Origin of the sequence: Actinokineospora enzanensis DSM 44649 (assembly GCF_000374445.1) — a bacterium.
GTDB classification, from domain to species: domain Bacteria; phylum Actinomycetota; class Actinomycetes; order Mycobacteriales; family Pseudonocardiaceae; genus Actinokineospora; species Actinokineospora enzanensis.
In genome coordinates this window covers 95,590-118,880 of record NZ_KB894417.1, presented here as the reverse complement: position 1 = coordinate 118,880, position 23,291 = coordinate 95,590, and the positions used below count along the sequence as shown (strand labels likewise).

The window sequence follows — 23,291 nt, the reverse complement described above, 5'->3', positions numbered from 1 at the left end:
CCGATGCGGTGACGGGGACTCGCGCCGACGCGGTCGCTCGATCGGGTGAGATGTCCCACCGGCCGGGTGGGGTGGGTACGGGATGCCGACCGCTGGCGGCAATGTCCGACGTGGACGCCCCGACCGACGGGACGCACGCGAGAGGACCCCTCATGCGACCTCGCCACACCACCCCCGCCCTGCTCGGCACGGCACTGCTCGGCACCGCCCTGCTCACCACCACCGCCCAGGCCCTCCCGCCGGGCGACGACATCCTCATCCGCTCGACCTCCGGCGCCACCTGCCTGACCCGCCCCGCCCAACCGGCACAGGTCACCAACGACGCCTGCCGCGCCGACCACGCCAGGCAGATCTGGCGCATCGGCAGGCTCACCAACGGCCAGGCCTGGATCTCGACCGCCGACCGGGACTGGTGCCTGACCCACGACGACGCCGACGTCCTCGTGGCCCGGTGCGACGAGGTGGACCGCACCCAGGTCTGGTGGCCCGACATGCAGGGCGACAACGTCTACGTGCTCCGCGCCGCCCAGGGACCCGACGACCGCGACTGGTGCGTGTGGGCCGCGGGCGCCTACGTCGGCCTCCAGCCCTGCGACCCGACCATCGACGGCCAGCGCTGGAGCGTGCCGTGGCCGGACGAGGCCGCCCCGGCCTGATCGACCGGGCCGCGGACGGGGACCACCTCCTCCGTGGCGGGCGTGGGGACGATCGAGACGAAGGTGCCCGCCCGGCTGGACCGGCTGCCGTGGTCGCGGTTCCACTGGCGGGTGATCGCCGGGCCGGGCACCGTCCGGCTGCCGGACGGGCTGGAGGTCACCGTGGTGGGCGCGGTCGTGGAGGAGATGCCGTAGAAGGTGCTGAAGAACGTGCCCAGGTTGAACGTCACGCCGTTGTAGAGAAACGCCTGTCCGACGAACAGCGCCGGCCCCTGGTGTGGCCGTTCGTGGGCGGCGCGCTCGGCCCACTGCTGTCCGGCGGCCTGGTGGAGACCGGCGACGGAACAGGCGAACCTGGAGGACATCGCCACACCGCTCACCGCCCAGGACCGACGAAAGCGAATCGTTGTTCCGCGTCCCTTATGAAAGATTTCCTATTATGATATAATGTACGGAAGTCGGGTTATCGTCGAAACCGTGCCGAATCCCAGTCAGACCGCATTGCTGGCCGCCGCCGCGCGGGCCGCGCACCTAGAGGTCGACCACGAACCCCATATTCTCCACGACGATCTCGCTGCGCGGCTGCTCGGCGACCGGGCCCACGAACTGATCGCCTACCACCGCGCACACGGCGACCACCCCATCCTCGCCGCGGCCCGCGCGCAGACCGTCGTCCGCGCCCGGTACGCCGAGAACCGCGTGCGGGACCTGGCCGACACGGAGCACGCGGGCGCGGTCCAGTACGTGATCCTCGGCGCGGGCCTGGACACCTTCGCACTGCGCCACGACGACATCCCCGTGTTCGAGGTCGACCTGCCCGACACCCAGCTGTGGAAGCGCAAGGCCATCGCCGACGCCGGACTGGAGTCGCGCGCCCGGTTCGTCCCCATGGACCTGACCGCCGACGACCTCGCCGCGAACCTGCGCGACGCCGGACACGACCCGAACCTGCCCACCGTCATGAGCTGGCTCGGCGTGACCATGTACCTCACCCGTGACGCCGTTTCCCGGACACTGCGCCGGATCGCCGCGCTCGGTCGCGTGGAGCTGATCCTCGACTACATCCTTCCCGCTCACCTGCGTGACGCCCAGGGCGAGATGTACGCCCGAGCCGTCGCGCAGGCCGCCGGGGAGCAGGGCGAACCATGGCTGAGCCAATACACCCCCGGCGAGCTCCGGGAAACCCTGAGCCGACACGGATTCGCCGACATCCGTGACCTCGGCCTCGCCGACGCGGCCCCCGGGTACTGGCCGCGGACCGACAGCCTCCGACCCATGGCCCTGCTCGCCCTGGCCCACGCCCGCCGACCCCGCTGATCCCGCCGAGCCCGCCCCGAGTCCACATCGGACTCGGGGCGGTGCCCGGTCAGACCGCGGAGAAGTGCGAGGCGTCACCCTGGCGTACCACGCTGCGCGTGCCGTCGATGCTCACCGGCACGTCGCCCGCCAGCGTGATCCGGTGCAGCCTGCGCGGCAGGTCGTCGTAGTCGGCGACCGCGTAGTGCTGCGTCGCCCGGTTGTCCCAGATCGCCACGTCCCCGTCCCGCCACTGCCAGCGCACGGTGTTCTCCAGCCGCGTGACCCGGTTCTGCAGCAGCTGGAACAGCGCCTGCGACTCGGTCGAGGACACCCCCACCAGCCGCTTCACGAAGTGGCCCAGCAGCAGCGAACGCTCGCCTGTCTCCGGGTGCACGCGCACCACCGGGTGCTCGGTCTCGTACAGGTCGGACTGGAACTCCTTGCGGTACTGCTCGGTCTTGACGTCCACGCCGCCGATACGCAGCTCGTCGATGTTCGCCGCGTAGTCGTAGGCGTTGGTGTGCACCGCCCACAACCCGTCCACGAGCGCCCTCAGCGACAGCGGCAGCGCCTCGTACGCCGCCACCGTGTTGGCCCACACCGTGTTCCCGCCGTACGGGGGCAGGTGCACCGCGCGCAGGATGCTCACCGCCGGGACCCGGTCCACGAACGTGACATCGGTGTGCCAGCTGTTGGCCTTGCCGTACTCGGAGTCGATCGGCAGGATGTTCGCGTTCGCCACCCCGCGCACAGTCGGGTGCGCCAGGGTCACCTCGCCCAGCAGCGAGCCGAACGCCAGCTGCCCCGCGTCGTCCAGGTGTCCCTGGTCGCGGAAGAAGATCACCTTGTGCTTCAACAGGGCCGCGCGGACGGCGGCCACGGCCTCCGGCGACAGGTCGCCGCCGAGCCGGACGCCGTCGACCCGGGCGCCGACGTGGGAACCGAGCTGGACGACCGACACCTCGGTCTGGGAAGGGCTCTGCACGGACGAGCTCACGGAAGCGTTCCTTTCCTGGGGCGGGTGCCGCGACCGCGGCGAGAGGGCGGGCACCGGCCCGCTCCGTGAACCTACGAACGCCGCCGCGCGACCAACAAGCTTCCGTCAAGCACTGAAATTAAGTGACCCTCGACATTCCATATCCCGGACGCCGTTGACATCCCGTGTGGACACAACGACTCTTCCCCTGTGCGCCGCTGTCGTTGATCCACTTCGCCTCCGCCCGAGCCCGCCGCCGTCGGGGCTCCGCCACCCACTTCCTTGCCCGCCCGAACAAAAGCGGGTTCCACAGCCATGCCCTGGACACCACCCGCCCGATACCGCCGTGCCCCGAACAGCCATGCCCCGAACAGCCATGCCCCGAACAGCCGTGTCCCGGCGACTCCGATCACGCACCCCTGCCCGGAAAGGCCCGCCGTGCCCGACATCCCGCGTCCCAGCCGCCCCGGCGTGCGGGCCGCCAACGCCGCCGCCGTGCTGGCCGTGATCCGCCGCGAGGGCCCGCTCTCGCGCGCGGCCATCGGCGAGCACACCGGGCTGAGCATGCCCACGGTGAGCAGGCAGGTCGCGCGGCTGATCGAGCTGGGCCTGCTGCGCGAGTTCCCCGAGCTGGTGCCCGCGGGCGCCATCGGGCGGCCCCGGGTGCCCATCCACCTCGACGACACCCTGTACGCCGCCTGCGGCGTGCACATCGGCGTCAGCACCGTCACCTACGGCCTGGCCGACCTGCGCGGCACGCTGCTGGACTCCGAGGAGATCCCGACCCCCGGCGGCAGCGCCGAGGACGTGCTCGCGCACATCGCGGGCAAGGTCCGCGCGTTCCTGCGCCGCTGGCCGCGCCGTGCCGTGGTCGGCATCGGCCTGGCCAGCGGCGGCCTGGTCGACGCCGAGCGCGGCCTGCTCGACCACGACCGGCTCGGCTGGCACCGGGTGCCCGCCGCCGACCTGCTGCGCCGCGCCACCGGCTACCCCGTGCACCTGGACGGGCACGTCGCCGCCATGGCCAATGCCGAGCTGCTGTTCGGCTGGGGCCCGCGGGTGTCCAGCCTGCTGTACTTCTACGCCCGCGAGGTCGTCGGCATCGCCCTGTCCGTGGACGGCGTGCTGCACCGCGGCCCCGGCGGCGGGGGCAGCATCGCGCACCTGCCGATCGGCGGCGACGCCCGATGTCCGTGCGGTGACACCGGCTGCCTGGAGGTCACGGTCGCCGACCGCACGATCGCCGAGACGGCCGCCCGCGACGGCGTGGTCGCCGAACCGGACATCCGGCTGGTCCGGGACGCCGCCCGCGCGGGCGACCCGCGCGCGACCCGGCTGCTCACCGACCGGGCCACCGCGCTCGGCCGCGCCGTCGGCCTGCTGCGCGACGCGCTCAACCCCGACCGGGTCGTGCTCGGCGGGCAGGCCATCACCGACCCGGCCGAACGGCTGCCCGACCTGCTGCACGCCTTCGCCACCACCACGACCCTGCCCGGCACCGACATCGTCTCGGTCACCCGCTTCGGCCCCACCCTGCAGGCCACCGCCGCCTGCACCGGCCTGCTCAACCGGCTCTTCGACCACCCGCTCGACCTGCTCGACACCGTCCGGCCGCCGAACGCCCGACCGGACCACACCGCACGAAAGGCCTCCGCCCGATGAACGCAGTCCCCAGACGTCCCGTGCTCCGCGCCCTCGCGGCGGCCGCGCTGCTGCTCACCGCGACCGCCTGCGAGTCCGCGGTGGACGCCCAGACCCGGTCCGGCGGGGCCTCGGCGGCACCGCGGGCGGGCGGGGTGGCCGAGCTCGGCGTCAACCTCGACCTGGTGCCCGCCAACCTGTTCACCAACAGCAACGTCTCGATCACCACCGTCGTCGGCCTGGTCTACGACACGCTGGTCCGCTACGACCGCAAGAGCCTGACCCCCGCGCCGCGGCTGGCCACCGAGTGGGCCGCGACCGACGGCGGCCGCACCCTCACCCTCACGCTCCGCCAGGGCGTCAAGTTCCACACCGGACGGGCCTTCACCTCGGCCGACGTGAAGTTCTCCCTCGCCTCCTACACCGACCCCAAGTGGAACGGCCAGCTGGCGAGCACCGCCAAGGTGATCACCGCCGTGGACACGCCCGCCCCCGACCAGGTCGTGCTGCACCTGGAACACCCGGTCGGCAACCTGTTCGACCTGCTGGACACGGTGCCGATCATCGACTCGGCGACCGCGGCCGACATCGGCACCGGCAAGAGGTTCGTCGGCACCGGCCCGTTCGTGTTCGACGCCTGGCGCCCCAACACCGATCTCAGGTTCACCCGCAACCTGGACTACTGGGGCGGCGCGCCCTACCTCGACGGCGTGCACGTGCGGGTCATCCCGGACAGCCAGTCGCTGGTCGCCGCCGTGAAGTCCGGCCAGGTCCAGCTCGCCCGCGGGGTGGGCTACCGGGACGCCGAGTCCGCCACCGCGGGCGGTGGCGTCGCCGCGATCCCGCTGGAGGGCGCCGAGCTGCAGGCCTACGTGGGCGTCAACGTCACCTCGCCCGGCCTCGACGACCCGCGCGTCCGGCAGGCCGTGGCCTACGCGCTGGACAAGGAGCGGATCGTCAAGGAGGTCTACCGGGACAAGGGCTACCCGGTGTCGCTGCCCTGGCCGCGCACCAGCCCCGCCTACGACCCGCAGCTCGACGGCCGCTACCGGCACGACGTGGCCAAGGCCAAGGCGCTGCTCGCCGAGTACGGCAGGCCGGTGCCGGAGATCCCGCTCGCCTACGTCGGCAACGACCAGGTGGCCGCCACGACCGCGCAGATCGTGCAGAACAACCTGGCCGAGGCGGGCATCACGGTGCAGCTCACCCCGGTGGACTCCACCCAGTTCGTCAAGCAGTTGATCGGTGCCCAGTTCCCCGGCCTGTGGGCGACCAACCACTCCTGGGCGCAGTTCACCCCGTCCACGCTGACCGTCAGCGCCTACCCGTTCAACGCCCGCCGCAACTCCTCGCACTTCAGCTCCCCGGCCTACACCGCGGCCGCCGAGAACGCCTGGCAGCTGCCGAGTGGCACCGGCGCCGAGGCGACCGCCGCCTACCGGGAACTGTCCCAGCAGCTCCTCGACGGCACGTTCCTCGCCGAGATCGCCGTGGTGTTCGAGCAGATCGTGGTCCGCGACACCCTGCACGGCGTCGACTGGTCCCGCCGCCGTGAGCTCGACCTGAGCAAGGCGTTCCTGGCATGAGCCGTTACCTGCTCCGCCGCGCCCCGTCGGCGCTGCTCGTGCTGTTCCTCGCCTCTGTGCTGATCTTCCTGGTGATCCGCGCGATCCCCGGGGACGCGGCGGCGGTGCTGGCGGGCCCGGACGCGCCGCCCGAGGTCGTCGCCGCGATCCGGCACGACCTGGGGCTGGACCGGTCGCTGGTGGGGCAGTACCTGCACTGGCTGGGCGGCCTGCTCACCGGCGAACTTGGCCGCTCCTACCTGATCGGCGGCGACATCGCCGAGCTGGTCGGCGACGGCCTGGGCAACACCGTGGTGCTGACCCTGGCCGCGCTGGTCATCGCGGTGCTGGTCGCGCTGCTGCTCGGCCCGCTGTGGGCGGCCACCCGCAGCCGGTGGGTCGACCGGGCCCTGACCGCCTTCCACACCGCCGCCGTCGCGCTGCCCACGTTCGTCACCGGTGTCGTGCTGATCATCGTGTTCGGCGTGGTGTTCCGCGTCCTGCCGACCGGGGGAGTGCCACCCGACGGCATGTTCGACCGCCTCGACATCACCGCCCAGTACCTCGTGCTGCCCGCGGTGTGCCTGGGGCTGCCGGTGGCGGGCGTGCTCACCGGCTTCCTGGCCGAGACCCTGCGCGGCGAGCTCCGCCAGGACTACGTGACCACCGTCCGCGCCGCGGGCGTACGCCGCCGCGACATCGTCCTTGGCCACGCGCTGCGCGGCGCCCTGCCGGTCGCGGTGACCACGCTCGGCCTGCAGGCGGGCGCCCTGCTCGGCGGCGCGGTACTGGTCGAGTCCATCTTCGCCTGGCCAGGACTGGGACTGCTGGTGGAGCAGGGCATCACCCGGCGCGACTACCCGCTGGTGCAGGTGCTGCTGATGCTGTCGGTCGCGGTGTTCGTCCTCGTCCAGCTGTTCACCGACGTCGTGCACGCCTGGCTGGACCCACGCATCCGGTTGGGAGCCACGTCATGACCGCCACCCTCGACTCCGCCGAGATCCCCGAGACCCCCGACGCTCCCGAGGTCGCCGTCCCGCGACGGCCCGGGACCTTCCGGCGCGGCAAGGGCCTCGTCGGACTGGTCCTGGTCGGCCTCGTCGTGGCCGCCGGGCTGCTCGGCCCGCTGTTCGTGTCCTGGGACCCCTACCAGCAGATCCCCGGCGCCAACCTGCTCGGCCCGTCGGCCGCGCACCCGCTGGGCACCGACGACCTCAACCGCGACATCCTCGCCCGGCTGCTCTCCGGCATCCGCGTGGACCTGCTGATCAGCTTCGTCGCGGTCCCCGTCGGCGCGCTGATCGGCTGTGCGGTCGGCGCCATGGCCACGGTCAACAACACGCTCGACATCGCCGTGCAGCGGCTGTTCGACGTGCTGCTCGCCTTCCCACAGCTGATCCTGGCCATCGGCCTCGCCGCCGTGCTCGGCCCGGGGACGCTGTCGGTGATGATCGTGGTCGTCAGCGTGGAGATCCCGATCTTCGGCAGGCTGCTGCGCACCGCCGTGCTGCGGGTCCGGGAGTCCCCGTTCGTCACCGCCGCCCAGGTCGTCGGCGCGGGCAAGGGACATGTGCTACGCGTGCACGTGCTGCCCAACTCGCTGGAGCCGGTACTGGTCCAACTCGCACTGTCCATGTCGGTCGCGGTGTTCATCGAGGGCGCCATGAGCGTGCTCGGCATCGGCGTCAGCCCACCCGAACCGTCGCTCGGCGCGGTGCTGACAACGTCCCTGCACTACCTCGACCTCAACCCGCTCTTCGCCCTCGGCCCCCTGGCGGTGACCGCCGTGCTCGTGCTGGGCTTCCAGTCGATCGCCCAGGCCGCCAACGCCGCCCGCGGCACCTGACCACGAAGGACGACGCCATGACACTCCCCGACCACGCCCGGGGCTACGCGGGCTTCACCGGAACCGTCGGCCGCACCTTCGCCGGGTCCCGCCCCGGCTGGCCCGCGGAGCGGCGCGCGAGCGGCCCCAACATCGTCGTGATCCTTGTCGACGACCTCGGCTACGCCGACATCGGTCCGTTCGGCGGCGAGATCGCCACCCCCGCCCTGGACGCGCTCGCCGCGGGCGGCTTACGACTCACCAACTACCACACCACGCCGCTCTGCTCGCCGTCCCGCGCGGCCCTGCTCACCGGCCTCAACCCGCACCGCGCGGGCTTCGCCGTCCCGGCCAACTCCGACCCCGGCTACCCCGCCTACTCATTCCAGCTGCCCGACGACGCCCCCTCGCTCGCCGAGTCGCTGCGTGCCGCCGGGTACGCGACCTTCGCCGTCGGCAAATGGCACCTCACCCGCGACGCCGCCAGCCACGACGCCGCCGACCGCGCCTCCTGGCCGCTGCAACGCGGCTTCGACCGGTACTTCGGCAGTCTCGAAGGCCTTACGAACCTGCACCACCCACACCGCCTGGTCTGGGACAACAGCCCCTACGACGGCGACTTCCCGGACGGCTACTACCTCACCGACGACCTGACCGACCGCGCCACCCGCATGATCGACACCCTGCGCGCGAGCGACCCGGACAAGCCGTTCCTGCTCTACTTCGCCCACCACGCCATGCACGGCCCGCTCGGCGCCAAGGCCAGCGACCTGGCCCGCTACCGCGGCCGCTACGCCGAGGGCTGGGACGTGATCCGCGAACGCCGCTTCGCCAAGCAGCTCGCCGAGGGCCTGTTCCCGCCCGGCACGGCGCTGCCGCCGCGCAACAGCGAACCCGGCAGCGACGTCCCGCCGTGGTCGGACCTGACGCCCGAGCGGCAGGAGCTGTTCGCCCGCTACATGGAGGTCTACGCGGCGGCCCTGGACAACGTGGACCAGAGCGTCGGCAGGATCGTGGAAACCCTGCGCAGACACGGCGAACTGGACGACACGATCATTGTGTTCACCTCGGACAACGGCGCCACGGCCGAGGGCGGCCCGGCGGGCACCCGCAGCTACTTCAGCCAGTTCGTGCACGTGCCCGGCGTCCCCGCCGACTGGAACCGCGACGTCGAACGCGAACTGGACCTGCTGGGCGGCCCGCAGACCACCATCCACTACCCGCGCGGCTGGGCACAGGCCTCGAACACCCCGTTCCGCCTGTACAAGTTCGACACCTACGCGGGTGGCGTGCGCACCCCGTTCATCGTGCACTGGCCCGCCGGTCTGGAATCCGGTCTACGCGACCAGTACGTGTACGTCACCGACGTCGCCCCCACCCTGCTGGAACTGGCAGGGGTACCGCGCCTGGACACCCGGCACGGTGTGACCGCCGCCGAACAGGACGGCGTGAGCGCGGTGCCGCTACTGCGCGACCCGTCGGCCGACAGCGCGCACACCACCCAGTACACCGAGACCGGTGGCAACCGCGGCTACTACGCCGACGGCTGGAAGATCGTCACCCGCCACCGCCCCGGAACCCCTTACAGCGACAGCGAATGGGAGCTCTACCACGTCGCCGAGGACCCCACGGAGACCACGAACGTGGCGGCCGCGCACCCGGGGAAGCTGGCCGAGCTCGCGGCCGCCTGGGAACACGCCGCCTGGCACAACACGGTGTTCCCGCTCAACGACCACACCCCCGCCGCCCACCTGCGCAGGCCCGCGGACGAACGCCTGGAACGCCCCGTCACGCTCTACCCGGGCACGCCCCTGCTGGAGCGCTATCGTTCCGCCCAGCTCATCCAGTTCCGCGACTTCACCGTAGTGGCCTCCGTGGACCTCGCGGCCGGTGATCGCGGCGTCCTGTTCGCCCACGGCGACCAAGGCGGCGGCTACGTCGTCTACATCGAGGACGGCGCCGCCCACCTCACCTACAACGCCTACGGCGAGGTCCACCGCCCCGGCCCGGTGCCGCTGGGGCCCGGCCCGGCCGAGATCCGCCTCACCGCCGAGGCACTGGCGGAGTTCCGCTGGAACCTCGTCCTGGACACCGGCACGGCCACCGCCGAGCTCGGCCCGGTCCCGCAGATGATCGGCCTGGCCCCGTTCACCGGCATCAGCGTCGCGGCCGACCGCGGCGGCCCGGTCGACTGGGACCTGCACACCCGCGAACGCGCCTTCCCGTTCACCGGCACCCTGCACCACGTCCGCTACGAACCCGGCAAGCAGGCCGACTACGACCCGGCCCTGCTGGCCCGCCTGTGGGCGGAGGCCGAACGTGTCTACGACTGACCGACTCCCGTCCACTGTGGTCGGTCCACGCCCGTGGGGCCTGCACGTGGGGATGATCGACCTGCTCCCGGTCGAGGAGCTCTGGCCATCGGCAGGCGTCGTGACCCCCGCCCCGGGCCTGTTCGACGCGACACCGAGGATGCTGTCCACCACGCCGACCCCGCACTACCCCGGCCTCGCGGACACCACGCTCGCGCACCACCACGCCCGACGCAGGGATACCCCCGAGCCGCGACACCCCGACCCCGGGGTATCGGGACGATGATCACGACCAGCGCCCCTGCCCACGTGACGAGTCATGAAGCGCGGCGGGCAGGACCGCCGGTGCCCTCGGCCAGGGCATCCGCCGTACGAGTACACCGTTTCGCAGTGAGAGAACGAGAGATCCCTGCTCTGACAGGGAAATCCGGCAGTGACGCGGCGACCATCCCCGGCAGGGCAAGGCCACGGGACTCGACCGCGAAGCCGGGGGAGGAGCGTCACGATGAGCGTTGAGGTGTTGCGGGTCAGCGGGCTGGAGGTGTCCTTCGGCGGCGCGCCCGCCGTGCGGGGGATCGACTTCACGGTGGGCGCGGGCGAGATCGTCGCCGTGGTGGGGGAATCCGGCTCCGGCAAGTCGGTGACCGCCCGCGCGATCCTCGGCCTCCTGCCCGCCACCGCGTCCACCGGCGGCAGCGTCCGGCTCGACGGGCGGGAGCTCCTCGGTGCCGACGAGGAGTCGCTGCGACGAGTACGCGGCCGGGAGATCGCGATGGTGTTCCAGGAGCCGTCGACCGCGCTCAACCCCGTGCACACGGTCGGCAGGCAGCTCGCCGCCGTCCTGCGCGCCCACCGCGACCTGACCCGTGAGCAGGCCAGGCAGGAGGCGGTCCGACTGCTCGACCTGGTCGGCATCCCCGACCCGGCCACCCGCGTCCGCTTCTACCCACATCAACTGTCCGGCGGCCAGAAGCAGCGGGTCGTGATCGCCCTCGCGCTGGCCAACGACCCGCGCCTGATCATCGCCGACGAGCCCACCACCGCCCTCGACGTGACCGTCCAGGCCGAGATCCTCGCCCTGCTGCGCGACCTGCGCGACCGCCTGGGCGCCGCCATCCTGCTGATCACCCACAACATGGGCGTCGTCGCCGACCTCGCCGACCGCGTCGCCGTCCTGCACCGCGGCAGACTGGTCGAGCAGGCCCCCGTGCACGACCTGTTCGCCGCCCCCACCCGCGCCTACACCCGGGAGCTCCTCGCCGCCGTCCCCCGCCTGGGCCATCGACCCCCGGCCCCCGCCCACGACACCCCCACCGACGCGCTGCGCCTGGACGGCGTCGTGGTGCGCTACCGGGACTTCGTCGCCGTCGACCGGGTCGACCTGCGCGTCCGCCAGGGCGAGGTCGTCGGTCTGGTCGGCGAGTCCGGCTCCGGCAAGTCCACCATCGGCAAGGTCGCCGCGGGCCTGCTGCGCCCGGACGCGGGCACGGTCACCGTCCTCGACGGCGACCCCCGCGACCGCGCCATCCGCCGCGCGATCGGCTTCGTCTTCCAGGACCCGGGCGGCTCCCTCGACCCCCGACTGTCCATCGAGGACTGTGTCGGCGAGCCCCTGCGCGTCCACAGGACGGCCACCGGCACCGCCTACCGCCGACGCGTCGCCGACCTGCTCGACGCCGTCCGCCTCCCCACCGGCTACGCCCGCCGCCGCCCCCGCGAACTCTCCGGCGGCCAACGCCAGCGCGTCGGCATCGCCCGCGCCCTGGCCCTCGACCCGCGCCTGATCATCGCCGACGAGCCCACCAGCGCCCTCGACGTCTCGGTGCAGGCCACCGTGCTCGCGCTGCTCACCGACCTGCAGCGCGACCTCGGCTTCGCCTGCCTGTTCATCAGCCACGACCTTGCCGTGGTCGACACCCTCGCCCACCGCGTGGCCGTCCTGCACCGAGGCACGGTGGTCGAGGAGGGCCCGCACCACGAGGTCCTCCGCACCCCGACCCAGCCCTACACCCGCCGCCTGGTCGACTCCGTCCCCATCCCGGATCCGACCGCCCAGCGCACCCGGCACACCCACCCCCGGGAGGCCGTCCCGGTCACCTGACCCCACGCCCCGGCGCCCTGACCGTCTCCAGCAGCCCACCGGCCCCGTGCCGTCGGCGGCGTCAGTGGCCGCCTGCCTGGTAGTGGCCGGTCACCTCGGCCGCGCTCAGAGCGAAGGGGTAGTAGGCGACGAAGGCCAGGTTGTCCCAGAAATGGGCCAGGGACTGGTCGGTGCCGAACCCGTTGGTGAACCCGCTCGTGTTCTCGTAGCCGATCCGGTAGTACGCGGTGAACGCGGACGGGTGGGCGCCGCTCTGCGACATCAGCAGGGTCCCGTCGAAGTAGACGCGCACGCCGAAGGTGGAGTCGTGCACACCGACGACGTGGTGCCAGGCACCGTCGTTGACGGAGAAGTTGCTGACCAGCTCGTAGCTCGTGGTGCCCGCGACCAGGTAGGCGAGACGTCCGGTGCTGGTGACGCTGAGCAGCAGGGACTTGGTGGTGGAGGAGCCGGTCTGGGTGTTGCCGAAGCCGCAGATCACGCCCTGGCTGTTGACCGTGCGGAACCACGCCTCCTGGCTGCTGCTGGTGGTCGGGCTGATGCTGATGGTGCCGGAGGTGGAGATCCAGTGTGTCTGGTCCACGCGGGCGTTGTTCTCCGCGTTGCGCGTGCACGGGTATCCGGAGGCCATCGTGGACTGGCGGCCGCCCTGGTAGACGCCGTTGGCGGCACTGGGGGACTCGTCGACGGCCGTGGTACCGCTGGTCTCGTTCAGCGGGTACAGGCGGGTGGCACCGTCGGCCTTCGGCATGGTGTGGCAGTCCGGCGGGGCCGAGCTGACCGTGTCGGTGGTGTTCACCAGCCTGGCCAGGTAGCCGCTGATGGTCGAGCTCGTGCCCAGGTAGGCGACCGCCACCAGCACGACCGCCAGGACCGCCAGCCTCCGCCCGGACTTCACGACCGCAGCCTCCGCAATCGGTACACCGCCACCAGCAGCGGCACCGCGCACAGCGCCAGACACACTGTCCACCATTGCCACGGCATGTGCGCGTCGATGGCGATCGGCACCCGGCCGTGGTCGTCGGCGGCCTTGCTGAGCAGGTCGGCGACCTGGCCCGCGTGCAGGTCGGCGAACACGCCGTCCGGTGTCTGCACGCGCACCGGCAGGATCCCGGTGGCCACCACGGTCGCGCGGGTCCCGTCCTCGCCGCCCATGGTCGTCAGCAGCGTGGCGCTCACCAGCGGCCGCAGCGCCACGATCGCCACGGCCAGCACGATCGGGTAGCCCACCAGCCGCAGCGCCGTTCGCCACCGCGCGCCCGCCCAGCGGGTGAGCAGCCACACCAGCGCGCAGCCCGGGATGAGGAACGGCAGGGCCTTGATCAGCCAGGCCAGCCCCCACCAGCGTGCCACCACCTTGCCGACCAGGTCCGCGTCCCGCACCGGCGACGGGTCCAGCGCCCCGTTGATGTCGCCCTTGGTGTACGCGGCGTCGCTGGAGAGCCGGATGACCCGGTGGGTGTGGATCTGCCCGCCGCCCGCCGGGGTGAACGAGATGACATCGCCGACCCGCAGGTCGGCGATGTGCGTGGGGCGGGTCAGCACCAACGTGCCGACCGGCGCCGCCTCCCCCATCGAGGGGGTGTCCACCGACAGCCACCGTCCGCCGGTGACCCGCCACGACAGTGCCACGATCACCCCGACCAGCAGCAGCGTGGCCAGCACGGTCAGCGTGTGCCCGTGCGCGCGGACCAGAGCGGCGCGGTGTCGACCGCGCCGCTCCGGGTGCTGGCTCGCGACCAGCGCCCGAACCCGGATCAGGAGCTGAACGTCCATGTGAGCGGCTGCGAGGCGGTGAGGCCCATGTAGCTGTTGCCCAGCGAGGAGGGCAGGCTCACCACGAACGTGTAGGGCTGGGTCGACGACGGGGCCAGCGCGCTCAGGGTGACCGGGCTGCTGAACGCGGACAGCGTGCCGTTGTAGATGGGGGAGCCGGTGGCGGTGGCCGCGGCGTAGATCTTGAGGGTCACCTGGGCGCAGAAGTCCGAGGCGGGCGTGATGCCGCTGACCGAGCCGGACTGGCTGCACGAGCCCGGGGTGAGGGTGAAGGTCGCCGGGGTGATGGTGCCGTCGTTGGCCAGGGTCACGGTCTTGGTGGCCGAGCCGCCGGGCAGCAGGGTGGAACCGCTGTACTTGTTGATGGTGGCGCAGTTGGCGGCGTTGGTCGACGAGCTGGTGCTGGTGCAGGTGTTGGTGCCGTCGGTCTCCCGCAGCACCAACGAGCCGGTGGCGACCGTGTCGGTGGTGTTGGTGATGGCCGCGGTGAACGCGGACAGGGAGCCGGTGAGGGCCAGCGCGAGCAGGGTGGTGCCGACGAGGCCGCCCGCGAGCACGATGAGGGCCGCCTTGCGGTCGCTACGCGAGCGACGCCGTGAAACCGTGGCCATGGGTCCAACCCTTTCTCGACCCGGCGGGGACTGCCGGTTGCGGGGACGCGAGGTGTGCGCGGAAGCCCCTGACTGTCCATCGCGGACTGTGAGCGACTTCTTATGCGCAGACACGATCGAGTTTGCCCCGCATGACGGACAGCGCCGCCGGATCGAGTGGGTGTGCGGCGTCCCGATAGGACGCTCCGTGGCACTCTGCGGCCCTGTGCGCGTCCCCTGCGCGGCCTGAGCGCCCTCGGCGAGTGCGAATCACACTCTCTGTATGTCTTTGTCCCCTAAAACAGCCTCGCGTCACCGGTATGGGTGAAGTTGGCCGATTGGTTAATCACGCAACGAATGTGTCGACGGGGTGTCACCACCCGATCGCGCTATGAGTGCGTGCCATAAGAGTTAACCATATCTCCGGAGTCACAGGTACCACTATGCGGTCCGGACGAGAGCGACTCGGTTGTCACCCGGGTTCACTCCGGGGGCAACGCGTCCGGGCGCCCTATCCCTGTCGGACCGGCAGCGCCCGCCCGGTCTCCAGCAGCGACTTCAGGCTCGCCACGATCTCCGGCCAGCCGTGGCTGACGCCCGCGAGCAGCTGTCCGCCCGGTTCGAGGTCGCCGTGCGTCACGGTGAGCCGTACCCGCTCGCCCAGTTGCTCGATCTCGAACGAGACCCGCGACCGGGGCTCGGCGGCCAGCGCGGCCGCCTCGGCGTGGTCGAACCCGTGCGAGTCGCGCCACTCGTCGGTGATGGTGTGCCAGGTGTAGGACAGCCGCCGTGGCGGGTCCGCCTCCAGCACCACCTGTGCCGGGTCGGTGATCGTGACGCCGTTCTCCAGCCACGTCATCGGCGCGCCGGGGGTCCAATCTGAGGTGAACTCCACCCCCCAGTACTGGCGGGTGAACGCGGGCTCGGTCAGCGCCTGCCACAGCCGCTCGGGCGTGGTGGCGATGTAGGTGGTGTAGACGAACTCGTCCGCCATGGGTAGCTCCAGTGCTCGTTTCAGATCCGCCAGCGCGCGCACGCGCCCGCGGTCGTACTGCCTGATCCAGCGGTCGGCTATCGCGTTCACGGGCTCGGCGTTGAGGTGGTGCAGTTTCTCCCGGCCGCGCCACACCGTGGTGACCAGGTTCGCTGCCTCCAGCACGGCCAGGTGCTTGCTCACCGACTGCCGTGCCATGGCCAACCCGGTGCACAGCTCCCGCAGGGTCTGCCCGTCGTGTGCGTTGAGCGAGTCCAGCAGCCTGCGCCTGCTCGGGTCGGCCAGCGCCCGGAACACCTCGTCCATCCCGCTCCTCCGACATGCAGCCAATCGGCTGCATGTTCAGCATAGGCACCCGGGCGGCTGCATGTAAACCCACCCGAGTCGTTGCGGCACCAGGGCGGGTGGAGTCCCCGGCCCGGGGATTCAGCCCGCCGCCCGCCTTCGGTAGGCCGAGTGTGGGCGCGCCTGTCCGGGGGCCTGCCCCCATCGACGGAAGGAAGACCGACATGACCCAGGTCGAGAGCCGCCCGTCCAGCATCCGGGGTGAAGTCCCTACATCGGCTCGCTGGACACCACCTTCGCCGGGTCCCGCAACGGGTTCTCGCTGATCGTGCTGTGGGACAACATCGCCCAGCACCCCGACGACCGGCGGATCTCGATGGCCACGCACTCCCAGCGGATGGTCGCCTATCTGGTCGGACAGCTGGCGAAGGTCGAGGCCTACCGCAAGGCCGAGTTCAACGAGGACAGCCTGTTCGTCGACCGCACCCCACTGGCGATCACCGTGCGGTTCCGCAGGCCAAGCGCGCGGCTGGTGGCCAAGTGGTCAGTGTCCACGGTGAGCATGCGCATGCGGCCGGGCGACGACGGCAGCATCCGGCATCTGGCCCACGTGTTCCTGATGGCCTCGACCACCCAGGAACGGATCGGCGCGTTCGTCGCCGACCTGTACGCCTATGACGCCTTCGACGCGGGCGAACCGCAGGCGGACCTGTTCCGCGCGGCGGTCGCGCTGGCCGAGACCCCGTTCGCCGACTGCGGTTTCGCCTGATCGCCCCGCGCCCCGTGGCCCAGCCCGGATCGCTGGGCCACGGAAGTGGCGACTCGGGTACGGGAAAGCAACCGGGAAATGTCACCCCGCGAGGTTCGCTTCCTTTATGAGAAACCTCGACGACCGTGGGGAGCTGGCGCGGCGAAGCCGCGGGTCGAATATCAGTCGCGTGTCGATTTGTCCGTTCCCCAGTCGACCGGCCCGCGCCGCGCGGCCACCGCCAGCCGCGAGAACAATGTCACCAGCAGGAACACCGCGACGTCCGCGACATAAGCCTGCCGAGTGCGCAGCAACCCGAACACGGTGGACAACCCGGTGGCCGGGGCGCCCGGCCGGGAGAGCCGCGTGTTGCCGTGGTGCACCCGCCGCCGACGCCGCACGAGGCTCCGCACGTCGCGCGGCGCCCGCACCACGACCACCGCGTCGGCCACCACCACGCGCCGCGGCACCTGCCCGCTGACATGGCCGTCGTCGTTGATCAGGTCCGCGGGCAGCGGGAACAGCCGATCATGCGCGGCGCGTTCGAGCACGTAGACCCCGCGCCCCGCGGAGGAGCGGTGCACGGCCGGAAGCCGTTGCCAGACCGCGTAGTAGCGGCGTACGGGCCACGACGCCCCGGTCAGGTCGATCCGCGCGGTCGGCACGGCGGCCTCGGCGTCCCCGCCCCGGGCGGCTCGCGCCAGCGCGTCCAGTGCCGCGCCGTCGAGCTCGACGTCCGCGTCCAGGTAGGCGCGCGGGAAACCGCTGCACCTGGCGTCTCCCGCGTTCAGTGCGCCGACTTTGCCGGGCTGCTCCACGACAATGACGTCCGGCCTGCTGGAGTGCTTTCTCGCCAATTCCTCGGTGCGGTCCGTGCTCCCGTTCACGACCACGACGATCCGTGTCACCTCGGTGGCCGCCGCGAGTCGGTCGAGACACGCGGTGATGCCGTGCTCCTCGTTGTGCGCGGGCACAACGACGTCCATCTGGTCCCCCTCAGGTTAGCCCGACCTGGCGCGCGACATCGTGAGGATCGTCGTGCTCATCCCATTGTTACCGACTCCGGGAAAAGGTTCCGCGGGTCACCGTCGGCCGTCGCCGGGGGCCGGACTGGGCCATTGGAGGGGCTGTCGTGGGACATTCCGGGCGGTGCGGGATGAATCATTTACCGACCCGGTACGCATCGTGCCTGGTCGCCTCGGCGAGATTGCGACAAGTGGGTTCGGTCACCCGCGCCGGTCGTCACGCACCGTGTGGAGGCGGTGAATTCACACCCCTATTGTGCAGGGTCGGCGAAAATGGCGCGCGCATCGTGGGGAAATCACCACGATCGGATCAGATGGTCGGTTCCTCGACGTCCTCCGGGTCCCGGCTCGACATCCGGCGGCGGATGAACAGCGCGGCACCCGCGGCCGCGATCACGCCGCCCGCGAAGTACCAGCGGTTGCGGGTGACCCAGGAGTCCTTGGCGGATGCCACCTCGACAGGTATCCGCGCCGAGTGCGCCGCGCACACCAGCGGCGGCCCGTCGTCACCCGCGTGCGCGCAGGCCACCGTGGCCAGCCGGTCCCGGTCGACGTCCGAGTCGACCACGGTCATGGTCGAGTGGAAGACCGCCTGCCCGGCGGGCGCGAGGTCGACGTTCCAGGTGACCGCCGAGGCCGCGGTGGTGCCCGCCGGTTCGGCGGCGTCGAACCGCAGGCCGCTCGGCACGCTCTGGGTGATCTCCAGCCCGGTCACGTCCGTGGTGCCCAGGTTGCGCAAGGTCACGGTGTAGGCGAGCCGGTCACCCGGCACGGCCGAGAGGTGCGCGTTGTCCACCGCGATGCTCAACCGGGGCACGCCCGCGTCGGCGTCCGCCCCTGTCTCGGAAGCGATGTCGATCGCGGCGCCGCTGTCGCCCTCGATGGGCGCGGCCGCGAGCAGGACGGCGGACAGGACTGCGGTGGCTATCACGTCATCTCCTCGACCACATCGAACTCCTGCGCTCGCCCTGCTTGCGGTCGGCGGGAATTCCCCGGCCCCGAGAACCGACTTCGTTGGTGGGCGGGAGTTTCCGGCGAGCGGTGCGGCCTCACCATACGGATCACCGCGGGAAACCCACGGTCATGCCACCCGATCGTGTTGCCCGCTGACCCTGAACGCGCAACACCGTCGCTTCAGCGAAAGTTTTCGGCCTATAACCCATCGAGGGGTTATATGTAGGGTTATAGCCGTGATGTATATAGAGGACGGGTCGGCGACTTGACGTGGCGACCGGGTTCACGGCCGCGCTCGGTGGTCGTGGACGTCGGCTCCCGCCGCCCTTTGTCGCCGATCTCGCGCCTGCCCGCGCGCTCAGGGGCGGGTTCGACGGCGAGACAGGTTCGGCGTTCGCGGACGTGGTGGCGAATCGCCATCGCGACAAGGGATCTGGCCGTGCGATGTGAAATTCCCTGGTAGGCGCGGATAAGCGCGGGAAACACCATCGAGACTCGGCGGCCTGGCCGTGTTTCGCGCGACACGCCGCCACGAATGAGTGACTCAGGCCACATCGACACCCGTTCGGTGTAGGTCTCGTGGGGCTGGGGTATCTGGTCGGTGGGATCAGACCGACTACGGAAGAGGGGACCGTCCCATGTGGATCGCGATCGCAGTCCCGTTCGTGCTGATGCTCGGCGCCGTCGGGATGCAGCGGCTGGAGCCGACCAGTCTCGTCCCGGTCACCAGCGACGATCCGCTGCAGCAGAGCGATATCCGGGTCTGACCGGCGCTCCGGGGCGGAGCATGCTCCAGTGGATCACGCGTCGTCCGGGAGGGCGGAGGTGCGAACCGGGTCGACCGGCGGGTCGTCTCTCCGCCCACCCGGACGGTGGCGGCTCCCGATATTCGGACACTCTCTGAATTTGTCAAAGACCAGCGCCGCATGGGCGAATGTCGATACTGGGGCCGGATCAGCCAACGTCCCTCACCTCCTGTCGCTCGTCGAGGCCCTGCCTGCCCGGGGCGAAGACCGGTTCACCGCCCACGAGGTCGGCGCTGGCCGCCCACAGCCGTTCGCCGATCATCGGGTCCACCAGGTGCGCGCGTACCCGGTGGACCACGGGTAATCCGCGCAGGCCGAAGACCCGCGGACCCCACAGCTGTCCACCCGTCACCTCGGGGTCGAGCGCCGCCCGCACCGCCGGCCAGGCGGCCGAGTCCTTGCCCTGCAGCAGAACTCGCGCTGGCAACGACCGTGCCCGTGCGCCGAGCCCAGGTGCGTGGACTGGCGGTCGCGCCGGGGTCAGCCCGTCGAGCGCCCCGCCGGGGTGGGCCACCACAGCGGACACCGTGCTCCCCGCCGTGCGCAACCGGCGGTCCAGTTCGAAGCCGAACGTCATCTGCGCGAGTTTCGACCGCGCGTACGCCCGCTTCGCGCGGAAGTCACGTCCGTCGTCCAGGTCGTCCAGGTCGAGCCGGACCGAGTCGGCGGTGATGCTGCCGACGACGACCACGCGGCTGCCGGGAGTGGCCGACAGCAGCGGGGCCAGCAGGCGCGTCAACGCGAAATGCCCCAGGTGATTGGTGCCGAACATCATCTCGTGCCCCGCCGCGGTCTCCCGGCGCGGACCGTCGACCAGCACGCCCGCGTTCTGCACGACGGCGTCCAGCCTGCCCGGCCCCAATGAGTCCACAGAGGACTCCAGGGACGCGGGGTCGGCGAGGTCCAGCCGTACATGGGCGACCCGCGCGTCGGGCACCCGTGCCCGGATCGACCCCGCCGCCGCCTCGGCCCTGGCCGTGTCCCGGCAGCCCAGCACGACCTCGACCCCGGCGCCCGCCAGCTGCTCGGCCACGAAGTACCCGATCCCCGCGTTGCCGCCGGTGACCAGTACCCGCTTCCCGTCCGCGCGCGGCGGCCGGTGCACGTTCCACGTCATCTCGTCCCCCTGTGTCGACCGACCGACGCGTCCGCGCCGGTTCTCCTGATTCCCGACCGCCACGCGGGCGGGATCGGTTCGCCCGCTGATCTCCCCGGTGCGCTCGCCCGGGACGCTCTCGGTGTTCATCGCCGCCCCCGACGTCCTTGTCAGCCCGGCTGTCCCGCGGTGAACAGCGCGAGCATGCCCTCCGGCGCGTCTGCGCCGAAGCACAGTTCGAGGCTGGTCGCCGACTCCGCCGCGGCCGCCTCGGCCCGCGGGAACATGGCCGCCTCGTACCGGGTCAGGGCACCCTCGACGTCGCCGGGCGCGGCCGCGATGGCCTGTCCCAGTTCCGCGCCGTCGAGCATGGCGAGGTTGGCGCCCTCGCCCGCGAACGGCGACATCAGGTGCGCGGCGTCACCGAGCAGCGTCACACCCGGCACGCGGTCCCAACGGTGCCCGACCGGCAGCACGTTGATCGTGCGCGGCACCAGCGCGCCCTCCGCCTCGGTGACCAAGGCGCGCAACTCCGGCGCCCAGTCGGGGAACTCGGCCAGCACCGCGTCCTTGGCCGCGGCGGTGTCGGCGAAGTCGACCCCGCCCAGCCAGCCCGGCCCGGTCCGCAGCGCCACGTAGACGTGCAGGCTGCCGTCGGTCTCCCGGTGCGCGAGGAAGCCCCGGTCGGGGCCGAGCGCGAGGAGCATGCCCTTGCCGACCACGGCCGCGCCGCCCGGATGCCGCAGGTCGGCCTCGGGCAGGTCGATCTCCACGAACGACACCCCGGCGTAGGTCGGTGTGGCGGGGGAGACCAGCGGCCGGATCCGCGACCAGGCGCCGTCGGCCCCGACCAGCAGGTCGGTGGTGAACACGCCGCCCTCGGCGAGGTGGACCTCATGACGGCCGTCGCCCAGCGGGCGCGCCTCCGTCACCTTGGTGCCCCAGCGGATCGTGCCCGGCGGCAGCGCGCCCAGCAGCAGCGAGCGCAGGTGCCCGCGGTCGACCTCGGGCCGCCCGCCGCTCTCGTCGTCCTCCTCGTCGAGGCGGACGACGCCGTGCCGGTCGAGGACCCGGGTGGCCTGACCGCCCGGGTGCACGATCGCGCGGAACCCGTCGTACAGACCCGCCGCGCGCAACGCGGTCTGGCCGGACTCCTCGTGGATGTCGAGCATGCCGCCCTGGGCGCGCGCGTCGGGGTGCGGGTCCAGGTCGAACACGGCGGCGTGGACGCCGTGCACCGCCAGGACCCGGGCCAGTGTGAGGCCGCCGAGTCCGGCGCCGACGATCGCGACGGGGTGGTGCGGCACGGGCGTGGTCATGACTGGTTCCTCTCGGTGGTCCGGTCCCGACCGGCGGACGGGGTGACCGTCACCGGGACCGGGGTGTGCAGGATTCCGTTCAGCACGGCGCGCAGGCCCCAGGTCAGCCGCTCCTGCGGCGTGCCAGAGATCAGGTCGGGGGCGAGCGCGGCGACGCGCGGGTGGCGGTCCGGCGAGACGCCGTGCAGGGCGAGGGTCAGTTCGTCCCAGTCCCGCTCGGCGCGGCCGGACTCGTCGCGGGTGGACTGTTCGGCGGCCGTGGCGGTGACGAACTGCAGCAGCATGTCCACGCCCCAGGCCGCCTGGCCCGGTGGCACGCCGCCCTCGTCCAGCAGGGTGAGCAGCCGCTCGATCAGGGTCAGGTAGTGCTCCCCGGACGGCCGGGTGCTGATCGCGGACCGGGCCAGCTCGGGATGCTCGAAGAGGATCGTCGTGCACCGCACGAGCAGGGCCTCCAGCCGCGCCCGCCAGTCGCCCGCCGCGGGCTCGTCGTCGATTCTGCCCAGCAGCTCGTCGAGCAGCGCCGCGTGCAGGTCGGCGACATTGCGGACGTAGACGTAGAGCGAGGCCGGGCCGGTGTCGAGCTCCTGGGCCAGCCTGCGCATGGTGACCTTGCCCAGTCCCTCCCGGAACATGATCTCCACGGTCTTGTCGAGGATCGCGTCCTTGCTCAAGGCCGCTTTCGCCGGGCGTTCCCGACGGCTGCGCGGCGCGCGCTCCTCCAGGTGGGCCTTGAGCGCGGCCTCGAAGCCTGTCTCGTCCCCGTCTCTCTTCGTCATGCCACCATCATGCCGAACATGTTCGTCGCGAACAAGGTCGTAACGAACATGTTCGCCCAAACGAGGTCGACGTCACCCCTTGGTGGTCAACGGGACGAACTCAGAGGTCGAACGCGCGTAAGAGATCGGACAGGCCTGCCACGGCCTCCGGGCCGAGCCGGTCGGCCAGCGCGTGCTCGTGCGCCGCCGCCAGCGCCTCCAGCCGGTCGAGCTTGTCGCGCCCCAGCTCGGAGATGTGCACCGACACCCGCCGCCGGTCCTCCGGCGACTGCGACCGGTACAGCAGCGCCGAGTCCACCAGCGCGTCGACCAGCCGGGTCAGCGTCGGGTGCGGGATCTCCACCGCCACCGCCAGCTCGCCCATCGACCGGCCCTCGACCGCCAGCGCGCGCAGCACCCGCCACTGCTCGACGGAGGCGCGTTCCTCCTCCAGCGCGGTGCCCAGGTCGCGGGCGAGCGCCCGCTGCGCGCGGGTCAGCAGATCGACCAGGTCGGGGCCCCGGGTGCCGCGCTGAACAGCCATGACACGCCTTCCGTCGGGGGC

The 23,291-nt window shown here is 71.8% G+C and carries 23 protein-coding genes; 11 read left to right on the top strand and 12 right to left on the bottom strand.

The genetic code is table 11. The features are described 5' to 3' along the window. Positions 1-152: 152 nt before the first annotated feature. Positions 153-656, top strand: a complete 504-nt coding sequence (locus C503_RS0118935) for an RICIN domain-containing protein (protein WP_018683797.1) — start codon at positions 153-155, stop codon at positions 654-656. Here the strand turns inward: C503_RS0118935 and C503_RS46055 are convergent. Further along, a complete protein-coding gene (locus C503_RS46055; protein WP_156893323.1) occupies positions 572-1,021 on the bottom strand; it encodes a hypothetical protein in 450 nt (149 codons plus the stop codon). The genes C503_RS0118935 and C503_RS46055 overlap by 85 nt on opposite strands. A 112-nt stretch (positions 1,022-1,133) precedes the next feature. Here C503_RS46055 and C503_RS0118925 point away from each other — a divergent pair, with 112 nt between their 5' ends. Continuing rightward, positions 1,134-1,973 carry a class I SAM-dependent methyltransferase gene (locus tag C503_RS0118925; protein ID WP_211222421.1) on the top strand — a complete coding sequence of 280 codons (840 nt, stop codon included), beginning with the start codon at positions 1,134-1,136 and terminating at the stop codon, positions 1,971-1,973. A gap of 49 nt (positions 1,974-2,022) precedes the next feature. On the opposite strand, the gene C503_RS0118920 is transcribed toward C503_RS0118925, so the two are convergent. Beyond that, complete coding sequence (locus C503_RS0118920; protein WP_018683794.1) at positions 2,023-2,952, bottom strand: TauD/TfdA dioxygenase family protein; 930 nt, start codon at positions 2,950-2,952, stop codon at positions 2,023-2,025. 417 nt (positions 2,953-3,369) lie between these two features. Here C503_RS0118920 and C503_RS0118915 point away from each other — a divergent pair, with 417 nt between their 5' ends. The 7 genes from C503_RS0118915 to C503_RS0118885 all read left to right on the top strand — a co-directional run bounded on the left by C503_RS0118915 (position 3,370) and on the right by C503_RS0118885 (position 12,375). After that, positions 3,370-4,593 (top strand): ROK family transcriptional regulator, encoded by a 1,224-nt coding sequence (locus tag C503_RS0118915; protein ID WP_018683793.1) that lies wholly within the window; start codon positions 3,370-3,372, stop codon positions 4,591-4,593. After that, positions 4,590-6,158: an ABC transporter substrate-binding protein gene (locus C503_RS0118910; RefSeq protein ID WP_026316460.1), complete on the top strand. Its 1,569-nt coding sequence runs from the start codon at positions 4,590-4,592 to the stop codon at positions 6,156-6,158. Before C503_RS0118915 ends, C503_RS0118910 begins: the two co-directional genes overlap by 4 nt. Next, positions 6,155-7,114 (top strand): ABC transporter permease, encoded by a 960-nt coding sequence (locus C503_RS0118905; protein ID WP_018683791.1) that lies wholly within the window; start codon positions 6,155-6,157, stop codon positions 7,112-7,114. Before C503_RS0118910 ends, C503_RS0118905 begins: the two co-directional genes overlap by 4 nt. After that, a complete protein-coding gene (locus C503_RS0118900; RefSeq protein ID WP_018683790.1) occupies positions 7,111-7,983 on the top strand; it encodes an ABC transporter permease in 873 nt (290 codons plus the stop codon). The genes C503_RS0118905 and C503_RS0118900 overlap by 4 nt, the downstream gene beginning before the upstream one ends. 17 nt (positions 7,984-8,000) lie before the next feature. After that, a complete protein-coding gene (locus tag C503_RS0118895; RefSeq protein WP_018683789.1) occupies positions 8,001-10,295 on the top strand; it encodes an arylsulfatase in 2,295 nt (764 codons plus the stop codon). Next, positions 10,282-10,560, top strand: a complete 279-nt coding sequence (locus C503_RS0118890) for a hypothetical protein (RefSeq protein WP_156893322.1) — start codon at positions 10,282-10,284, stop codon at positions 10,558-10,560. Before C503_RS0118895 ends, C503_RS0118890 begins: the two co-directional genes overlap by 14 nt. A gap of 219 nt (positions 10,561-10,779) precedes the next feature. Further along, complete coding sequence (locus C503_RS0118885) at positions 10,780-12,375, top strand: dipeptide ABC transporter ATP-binding protein (RefSeq protein WP_018683787.1); 1,596 nt, start codon at positions 10,780-10,782, stop codon at positions 12,373-12,375. 61 nt (positions 12,376-12,436) lie between these two features. Here C503_RS0118885 and C503_RS0118880 read toward each other — a convergent pair whose 3' ends face one another. The 4 genes from C503_RS0118880 to C503_RS0118865 form a co-directional block, all read right to left on the bottom strand. Further along, complete coding sequence (locus C503_RS0118880) at positions 12,437-13,273, bottom strand: LamG-like jellyroll fold domain-containing protein (protein WP_018683786.1); 837 nt, start codon at positions 13,271-13,273, stop codon at positions 12,437-12,439. After that, complete coding sequence (locus C503_RS39935; protein ID WP_018683785.1) at positions 13,270-14,151, bottom strand: S24/S26 family peptidase; 882 nt, start codon at positions 14,149-14,151, stop codon at positions 13,270-13,272. The genes C503_RS0118880 and C503_RS39935 overlap by 4 nt, the downstream gene beginning before the upstream one ends. Further along, a complete protein-coding gene (locus C503_RS48550; protein ID WP_018683784.1) occupies positions 14,133-14,762 on the bottom strand; it encodes a hypothetical protein in 630 nt (209 codons plus the stop codon). Before C503_RS48550 ends, C503_RS39935 begins: the two co-directional genes overlap by 19 nt. 490 nt (positions 14,763-15,252) lie before the next feature. Further along, positions 15,253-16,041: an ArsR/SmtB family transcription factor gene (locus C503_RS0118865; protein ID WP_018683783.1), complete on the bottom strand. Its 789-nt coding sequence runs from the start codon at positions 16,039-16,041 to the stop codon at positions 15,253-15,255. A gap of 307 nt (positions 16,042-16,348) precedes the next feature. Here C503_RS0118865 and C503_RS0118855 point away from each other — a divergent pair, with 307 nt between their 5' ends. Further along, the gene (locus C503_RS0118855; protein ID WP_156893321.1) at positions 16,349-16,789 is read left to right on the top strand and encodes a PLP-dependent aminotransferase family protein; all 441 of its coding nucleotides are present in this window, start codon (positions 16,349-16,351) and stop codon (positions 16,787-16,789) included. A gap of 161 nt (positions 16,790-16,950) precedes the next feature. Here the strand turns inward: C503_RS0118855 and C503_RS39930 are convergent, their stop codons facing one another. Together C503_RS39930 and C503_RS0118845 are read right to left on the bottom strand one after the other, a co-directional pair. After that, complete coding sequence (locus C503_RS39930; protein ID WP_018683780.1) at positions 16,951-17,754, bottom strand: glycosyltransferase family A protein; 804 nt, start codon at positions 17,752-17,754, stop codon at positions 16,951-16,953. A gap of 349 nt (positions 17,755-18,103) precedes the next feature. Continuing rightward, complete coding sequence (locus C503_RS0118845) at positions 18,104-18,724, bottom strand: DUF11 domain-containing protein (protein WP_018683779.1); 621 nt, start codon at positions 18,722-18,724, stop codon at positions 18,104-18,106. A gap of 661 nt (positions 18,725-19,385) precedes the next feature. Here C503_RS0118845 and C503_RS48545 point away from each other — a divergent pair. Continuing rightward, positions 19,386-19,514 (top strand): hypothetical protein, encoded by a 129-nt coding sequence (locus C503_RS48545; RefSeq protein ID WP_018683778.1) that lies wholly within the window; start codon positions 19,386-19,388, stop codon positions 19,512-19,514. A 187-nt stretch (positions 19,515-19,701) separates the two neighbouring features. On the opposite strand, the gene C503_RS39925 is transcribed toward C503_RS48545, so the two are convergent. The 4 genes from C503_RS39925 to C503_RS0118820 form a co-directional block, all read right to left on the bottom strand. Further along, a complete protein-coding gene (locus tag C503_RS39925; protein WP_018683777.1) occupies positions 19,702-20,799 on the bottom strand; it encodes an SDR family NAD(P)-dependent oxidoreductase in 1,098 nt (365 codons plus the stop codon). 20 nt (positions 20,800-20,819) lie between these two features. Continuing rightward, a complete protein-coding gene (locus tag C503_RS0118830; protein ID WP_018683776.1) occupies positions 20,820-21,968 on the bottom strand; it encodes an FAD-dependent oxidoreductase in 1,149 nt (382 codons plus the stop codon). Next, a complete protein-coding gene (locus tag C503_RS0118825) occupies positions 21,965-22,747 on the bottom strand; it encodes a TetR/AcrR family transcriptional regulator (protein ID WP_018683775.1) in 783 nt (260 codons plus the stop codon). The genes C503_RS0118830 and C503_RS0118825 overlap by 4 nt, the downstream gene beginning before the upstream one ends. 100 nt (positions 22,748-22,847) lie before the next feature. Further along, positions 22,848-23,270, bottom strand: a complete 423-nt coding sequence (locus tag C503_RS0118820; RefSeq protein WP_018683774.1) for a MarR family winged helix-turn-helix transcriptional regulator — start codon at positions 23,268-23,270, stop codon at positions 22,848-22,850. Between the last annotated feature and the right edge of the window lie 21 nt (positions 23,271-23,291).

Coding starts and splice junctions, on each gene's coding strand:
- C503_RS0118935 (WP_018683797.1), top strand. CDS start 153: ATGCGACCTCGCCACACCACCCCCGCCCTGCTCGGCACGGCACTGCTC.
- C503_RS46055 (WP_156893323.1), bottom strand. CDS start 1,021: ATGTCCTCCAGGTTCGCCTGTTCCGTCGCCGGTCTCCACCAGGCCGCC.
- C503_RS0118910 (WP_026316460.1), top strand. CDS start 4,590: ATGAACGCAGTCCCCAGACGTCCCGTGCTCCGCGCCCTCGCGGCGGCC.
- C503_RS0118905 (WP_018683791.1), top strand. CDS start 6,155: ATGAGCCGTTACCTGCTCCGCCGCGCCCCGTCGGCGCTGCTCGTGCTG.
- C503_RS0118900 (WP_018683790.1), top strand. CDS start 7,111: ATGACCGCCACCCTCGACTCCGCCGAGATCCCCGAGACCCCCGACGCT.
- C503_RS0118895 (WP_018683789.1), top strand. CDS start 8,001: ATGACACTCCCCGACCACGCCCGGGGCTACGCGGGCTTCACCGGAACC.
- C503_RS0118885 (WP_018683787.1), top strand. CDS start 10,780: ATGAGCGTTGAGGTGTTGCGGGTCAGCGGGCTGGAGGTGTCCTTCGGC.
- C503_RS39935 (WP_018683785.1), bottom strand. CDS start 14,151: ATGGACGTTCAGCTCCTGATCCGGGTTCGGGCGCTGGTCGCGAGCCAG.
- C503_RS48550 (WP_018683784.1), bottom strand. CDS start 14,762: ATGGCCACGGTTTCACGGCGTCGCTCGCGTAGCGACCGCAAGGCGGCC.
- C503_RS0118865 (WP_018683783.1), bottom strand. CDS start 16,041: ATGGACGAGGTGTTCCGGGCGCTGGCCGACCCGAGCAGGCGCAGGCTG.
- C503_RS39930 (WP_018683780.1), bottom strand. CDS start 17,754: ATGGACGTCGTTGTGCCCGCGCACAACGAGGAGCACGGCATCACCGCG.
- C503_RS48545 (WP_018683778.1), top strand. CDS start 19,386: ATGTGGATCGCGATCGCAGTCCCGTTCGTGCTGATGCTCGGCGCCGTC.
- C503_RS39925 (WP_018683777.1), bottom strand. CDS start 20,799: ATGAACACCGAGAGCGTCCCGGGCGAGCGCACCGGGGAGATCAGCGGG.
- C503_RS0118830 (WP_018683776.1), bottom strand. CDS start 21,968: ATGACCACGCCCGTGCCGCACCACCCCGTCGCGATCGTCGGCGCCGGA.
- C503_RS0118825 (WP_018683775.1), bottom strand. CDS start 22,747: ATGACGAAGAGAGACGGGGACGAGACAGGCTTCGAGGCCGCGCTCAAG.
- C503_RS0118820 (WP_018683774.1), bottom strand. CDS start 23,270: ATGGCTGTTCAGCGCGGCACCCGGGGCCCCGACCTGGTCGATCTGCTG.